The 5136-nt window shown below is 60.7% G+C and carries 5 protein-coding genes; 1 reads left to right on the plus strand and 4 read right to left on the minus strand.

Features of this window, described 5'->3' with window-relative positions; genetic code table 11:
• The first annotated feature begins 198 nt into the window (after nt 1-198).
• A complete protein-coding gene (gene trpD, locus TX78_RS00545) occupies nt 199-1251 on the plus strand; it encodes an anthranilate phosphoribosyltransferase (RefSeq protein ID WP_044492744.1) in 1053 nt (350 codons plus the stop codon).
• A 22-nt stretch (nt 1252-1273) separates the two neighbouring features.
• Here the strand turns inward: trpD and def are convergent, their stop codons facing one another.
• The 4 genes from def to ctaC all read right to left on the minus strand — a co-directional run bounded on the left by def (nt 1274) and on the right by ctaC (nt 4966).
• Nucleotides 1274-1867, minus strand: coding sequence for a peptide deformylase (gene def / locus TX78_RS00550; RefSeq protein ID WP_044492747.1), 594 nt, complete (start codon nt 1865-1867; stop codon nt 1274-1276).
• 80 nt (nt 1868-1947) lie between these two features.
• Entirely contained in the window at nt 1948-2349 is a 402-nt protein-coding gene (locus tag TX78_RS00555; protein WP_044492748.1) for a cytochrome c oxidase subunit 4, read from the minus strand.
• Complete coding sequence (gene ctaD, locus TX78_RS00560) at nt 2349-4073, minus strand: aa3-type cytochrome oxidase subunit I (RefSeq protein ID WP_044492749.1); 1725 nt, start codon at nt 4071-4073, stop codon at nt 2349-2351. The genes TX78_RS00555 and ctaD overlap by 1 nt, the downstream gene beginning before the upstream one ends.
• A 2-nt stretch (nt 4074-4075) precedes the next feature.
• Nucleotides 4076-4966 carry an aa3-type cytochrome oxidase subunit II gene (ctaC, locus tag TX78_RS00565; RefSeq protein ID WP_044492751.1) on the minus strand — a complete coding sequence of 297 codons (891 nt, stop codon included), beginning with the start codon at nt 4964-4966 and terminating at the stop codon, nt 4076-4078.
• Nucleotides 4967-5136: the final 170 nt, after the last annotated feature.

A 5136-nucleotide genomic window follows, 5' to 3' on the forward strand; every position in this document is an offset into this window, starting at 1 on the left:
AAATGAGACCGCTTTGCCATCGCACCGCCGGGGTGTGGCGCAACCATCACAGTCTGTCATGGGGCTGTTCCCGCGTATTTATAAGGATGCAGCGACGGCGAGCCAGCTGAAAGTTGCACAAATATTTCTACACGTCGTCGAAGAACTCGACTCTCCCCCTCCTCCAGAGCCCGCTTCAACTGCTTATAGGCTTATGCCATGAGCGCTGAATCCTTCCCTGAGCATCTGAGCTGGCCACAACTCCTAGAGGACCTGCTGACAGGCCTCGACCTCTCTGTGGACACAGCCAGTTGGGCTATGGAACAACTGATGAGCGGGGACCTCTCCGATGCGCAGATCGCAGGGTTCCTGCTGGCCTTGCGAGCCAAAGGCGAGACAGGTCAAGAGCTCCTCGGGCTGAGCGAGACCATGATGTCGAAGGCCGAACCGATCACTGTGACCGGCCCGACATTGGACATTGTGGGTACCGGCGGGGACCGCCTGGGAACTTTGAACATCTCCACTATGAGTTCATTGGTGGCAGTGGGCGCCGGAGCTCGTGTGGTCAAACATGGCAACCGGGGCGCTTCAACCACTGCAGGAGCCGCAGATGTGATCGAGGCTTTGGGCGTGGACCTGAGCATGCCCGTGGGCCGCGTTGCCGAGGCCGCAGAGCAGGTGGGCATTACCTTCCTCTTCGCCCAGCAGTTCCATCCCTCAATGCGATACGTAGGACCGGTTCGCAAGCAACTGGGAGTTCGCACGGCCTTCAACTTCTTAGGACCGCTGTCCAATCCTGCCGGGGTGTCCGCCCAGGCTTTGGGATGCGCAAGCGAGGATCTCGCGCCCAGGATGGCTGAGGCCCTTGCAGCTCGGGGTACCCGGGGCATGGTCTTCCGCGGACAGGATGGCCGGGACAAGATCACCACCTCTGCCAGCACTGATCTCTGGGAGGTCCGCGGCTCACGGGTGACTCATCACGTCATCGATCCAGAGGACTTCGGCATCCCCCGCTGCGCAGTCGAAGATCTGCGGGGAGGTTCAGCGCAGCACAATGCGATGGTGGTGCGTTCCGTGCTAGCCGGTGAGACAGGACCGGTGCGAGATGCGGTGCTGCTCAATGCCGCCGCAGGCCTCACCGCCTGGGACGAGACGGCGGAGGACGATCTTCATCAGCGCCTGCGCCACAATATGACTCTGGCAGAACAGTCCCTCGATTCCGGTGCTGCTGCCGCTGTGCTGCAGCGGTGGATTGATTTCAGCCGCAGCTGATCGACACCGCAGTGATGCGACCTCAGTCTGCGTCCTCGCCGTGCCCGAAAGGATCTGGGTCTGTCCCAGGTAGCCAGGAGTTCCCCGGCACCGTCCAACCTTCCTTCTTCAGCGCTTTCTTCCAGCGTTTAGCCCATTTGGGATTTAACCGGTTGATGTAGAGGTAGCCATCGAGGTGGTCGTACTCGTGCTGCATGATGCGCGCGAACCAGCCGGTAGCCTCAAACTGCAGCGGGTTTCCCTCCCGGTCTAGGCCGATGATCTCGACATGGTCGCTACGTTTGAGCGGGTACCCGTAGCCCGGCGCGGACAGGCAGCCTTCGACTTCTTCATCCGGGTCAGGATCTTCCTGGGAGACCTTGCCGATCAGTCGCAGGCGGGGATTGAGCACCACGCCGCGATGAGGGACGCCGCCGGTGTCCCCGTCGTACTTCCAGTTGAAGATGCGCAGTCCCACGCCGATCTGCGGCGCAGCAAGACCCACCCCGTGCGAGGCATCAAGTGTGTCATCCATATCCGCCAGCAGTGCGCGGATCTCATCATCGATGCTCTGAACGTCCTGGGCGCGGGTATGCAGCACGGGCTCGCCGTGGATCATGATCGGTCTGATGGCCATGTGTTGAATCCTATCTAGACAAGAAAGAAGCCCGCCGGTCCTCAAGACCTGGCGGGCTTCTTTCTTCGAGTCTCAGCTGATCAGTGCGCGTAGCGCTTCCGGTTGAACTCCATGACCCAACCGGTCACGAAGAAGAGACCGGGAATCAGTCCCAGGAGGAACACCCACCAGTCAATGGCCAGGCCAAAGAACAGGAAGGCAGCGGAGGCGCCGAGACCGATCGGCCACCAGCTCCAGGGAGCGAACTCCCCATATGTGCCAGCCATATCGGCAATCTCGCCCTCAGGGTTATCACCGTCCATCACACCGTGGTGCTTGTCAGTGGAGCGCAGGTACCACCAGAGCATGAAGCCCAGGCCCGCGGTCAGCAGCAACAGCGGGAAACCCGCGAGCTCATCAAATCCGGTGACGAAACCGTAGATGAAGGCCACCACCAGACAGAACAGTCCGATGCCGCCGAAGAGTGCAACGGAGGATTTCATCAGATACCTTCCTTGTCCTTCTGATCAGCCGGGCCGAAGATCTTACCGGCAGGTGAGTGCTCACTGTGACGCTCAGAGAGCTCAGGGTGGTGCAGATCCAGCGCGGGGCGCTCTGAGCGGATCCGCGGCAGCGAGTAGAAGTTGTGGCGTGGCGGCGGGCAGCTGGTGGCCCACTCGAGCGATCCGCCGAAGCCCCATGGATCGTCCACAAGGACCTTCTTGCCCTTGCGGGCGGTGATCCAGACATTCCAGAAGAACGGAATCAGCGACGCACCAAGCAGCATGGAGAAGATGGTGGAGAACTGGTTCATTCCGGTGAATCCGTCCTCGACCATGTAGTCCGCGTAACGACGCGGCATACCCATCACGCCCAGCCAATGCTGGATCATGAAAGTGCCGTGGAAGCCGATGAACAGCATCCAGAAGCTGATCTTGCCCAGCCGCTCATTGAGCATCTTGCCGGTCCACTTCGGCCACCAGAAGTAGAAGCCAGCGAACATCCCGAAGACCACGGTGCCGAAGACCACGTAGTGGAAGTGCGCCACCACGAAGTAAGTGTCAGAGATGTGGAAGTCCAGCGGCGGGCTGGAGAGGATGATGCCGGTGAGTCCGCCGAAGAGGAAGGTCACCAGGAAGCCGAGGCTCCAGAGCATCGGTGTCTCGAAAGTCAGCGAGCCTCGCCAGAGCGTACCTATCCAGTTGAAGAATTTCACTCCCGTGGGAACGGCGATCAGCATGGTCATCAGCGCGAAGAACGGCAGCATGACGGCGCCGGTGACGTACATGTGGTGCGCCCACACGGTGACAGACAGCGCAGCAATGGCGATGGTTGCGTAGACCAGGCCCTTGTAGCCGAAGATCGGCTTGCGGCTGAAGACCGGCAGGATCTCGGAGACGATGCCGAAGAACGGCAGCGCGATGATGTACACCTCGGGGTGGCCGAAGAACCAGAACAGGTGCTGCCACAGAATGGCACCGCCGGACTCGGGATCAAAGATATGGCCGCCGAAACGACGATCAAGGGCCAAGCCGAAGAGCGCTGCAGCCAGCGGCGGGAAGGCCATGAGCACCAGGATCGAGGTGATCAGAGTGTTCCAGGTGAAGATCGGCATACGCCACATGGTCATACCGGGGGCACGCATACAGATGATGGTGGTGATGAAGTTGACGCCACCCATGATGGTGCCGAAACCTGTCAGCGCCAGGCCGAGCACCCAGAGGTCTCCACCAACACCCGGTGAATATGTGGTGTCCGATAGCGGCGCGTAGGCAAACCAGCCGAAGGAGGCTGCACCCTGAGGAGTGAGGAAGCCAGCAAGCGCCACCAGGGAGCCGAAGAGGAACAGCCAGAAGGCCAGCGCGTTCAGACGTGGGAAGGCCACATCGGGAGCACCGATCTGCAGCGGCATCATCACATTGGCGAAGCCTGCGAACAGCGGGGTGGCGAACATCAGCAGCATCACCGTGCCGTGCATGGTGAACAGCTGGTTGTACTGCTCCTTGGTCTGCAGGAACTGCATACCCGGCTCGAAGAGCTCGGCGCGAATGATCAGCGCCATCACGCCGCCAATGCAGAAGAACAGGAAGGAGCTGATCAGGTACATGTACCCGATGACCTTGTGGTCGGTAGTAGTCAGCCAGTTGACCACCACCTTGCCCTTTGAGACCGGGACAGCGCGGGAAACAGCCCGCGAATCCTCGGCGGTGTATTCAAGGGTCGTCATGCTCAGTGATCCCCTCCGGTCAGAGTCTCGCGGTCATGCAGGTTCGGGTTGCGGTTGTACTCATCACCGAGGTGTCCCTCATCGAGAGTCTCGAGGTAGTCGACGAACTCGTCGGCTTCCACGACCTCGACGTTGAAGAGCATCTCAGAGTGGTACTCACCGCACAGCTCGGCGCATTTGCCGTCGAAGCTGCCCAGCTCCTGCGGGTTCAGGTACATGTAGTTGGTACGTCCCGGGACCATGTCGCGCTTCTGCAGGAAGGCAGGCACCCAGAAGGAGTGGATGACATCACGAGACTTCAGCTCGAAAGTGATGTCATGATCCACCGGCAGATAAATAGTGGGCAGCGTCTCGCGCACGCCCTCCTCACCCGTCAGGTGGGCCTGAATGCTGGTGTCATGGACTTCGTATTCAGTGCCGTCATCAGCGGTGTAGGTGTAGTTCCAGTCCCAGGCCCACTGCTTGCCGTAGACCTCGACGACGAGGTCCGGCTCGGCGTATGGCTCGTCCACTGAACGCTGGACCTGGTCGGTCCAGAAGAAGAGCACGCCCACCATGACCAGCGGCACGATGGTGTACATGATCTCCAGCGGGATGTTGTAGGCCAGCTGGCGCGGGTAGCCGGTCTCGCCCTTGCGACGGCGGTAGGCGATCATGCACCAGAGCATCAGCCCCCAGGTCAACACGCCGACAACCAGGGCAGCGATCCAGGAATTGACCCACAGGTCGGTCAGCTCAGCGGTGTTGCTGGTGGTGTCCCGATCGCCTGGCAGCCAGCCGCGACGTGCGGGATGGTCCTCGGCGCAGGCGGTGAGCACCAGCAGTGCCACTCCGGCCAGGGCGGTTGCCTTGACCGCAGGACTGAAGCTGCCGGTTCGTTTCTGCGAACTCACAGACGGCCCTTCCTCTTCACAGATTTTGGTGTGCGAGCGATTCACGCACGTAACACTTGGGTACTGCCCCAAGACTACTACGTCTTGTAGTAGCCCGGCAGGACAGACACTCAGCGCGATCCGCGCCGCACAGGCTGGTGATGAGGCTCGAAAGGCCGCAGAAAACAGCG

The organism is Nesterenkonia massiliensis (genome assembly GCF_000455245.1).
GTDB lineage: Bacteria > Actinomycetota > Actinomycetes > Actinomycetales > Micrococcaceae > Nesterenkonia > Nesterenkonia rhizosphaerae.

What these genes read in the sequence shown, in the direction of transcription:
- trpD (WP_044492744.1), top strand. Translation starts at nt 199, where the DNA reads ATGAGCGCTGAATCCTTCCCTGAGCATCTGAGCTGGCCACAACTCCTA.
- def (WP_044492747.1), bottom strand. Translation starts at nt 1,867, where the DNA reads ATGGCCATCAGACCGATCATGATCCACGGCGAGCCCGTGCTGCATACC.
- TX78_RS00555 (WP_044492748.1), bottom strand. Translation starts at nt 2,349, where the DNA reads ATGAAATCCTCCGTTGCACTCTTCGGCGGCATCGGACTGTTCTGTCTG.
- ctaD (WP_044492749.1), bottom strand. Translation starts at nt 4,073, where the DNA reads ATGACGACCCTTGAATACACCGCCGAGGATTCGCGGGCTGTTTCCCGC.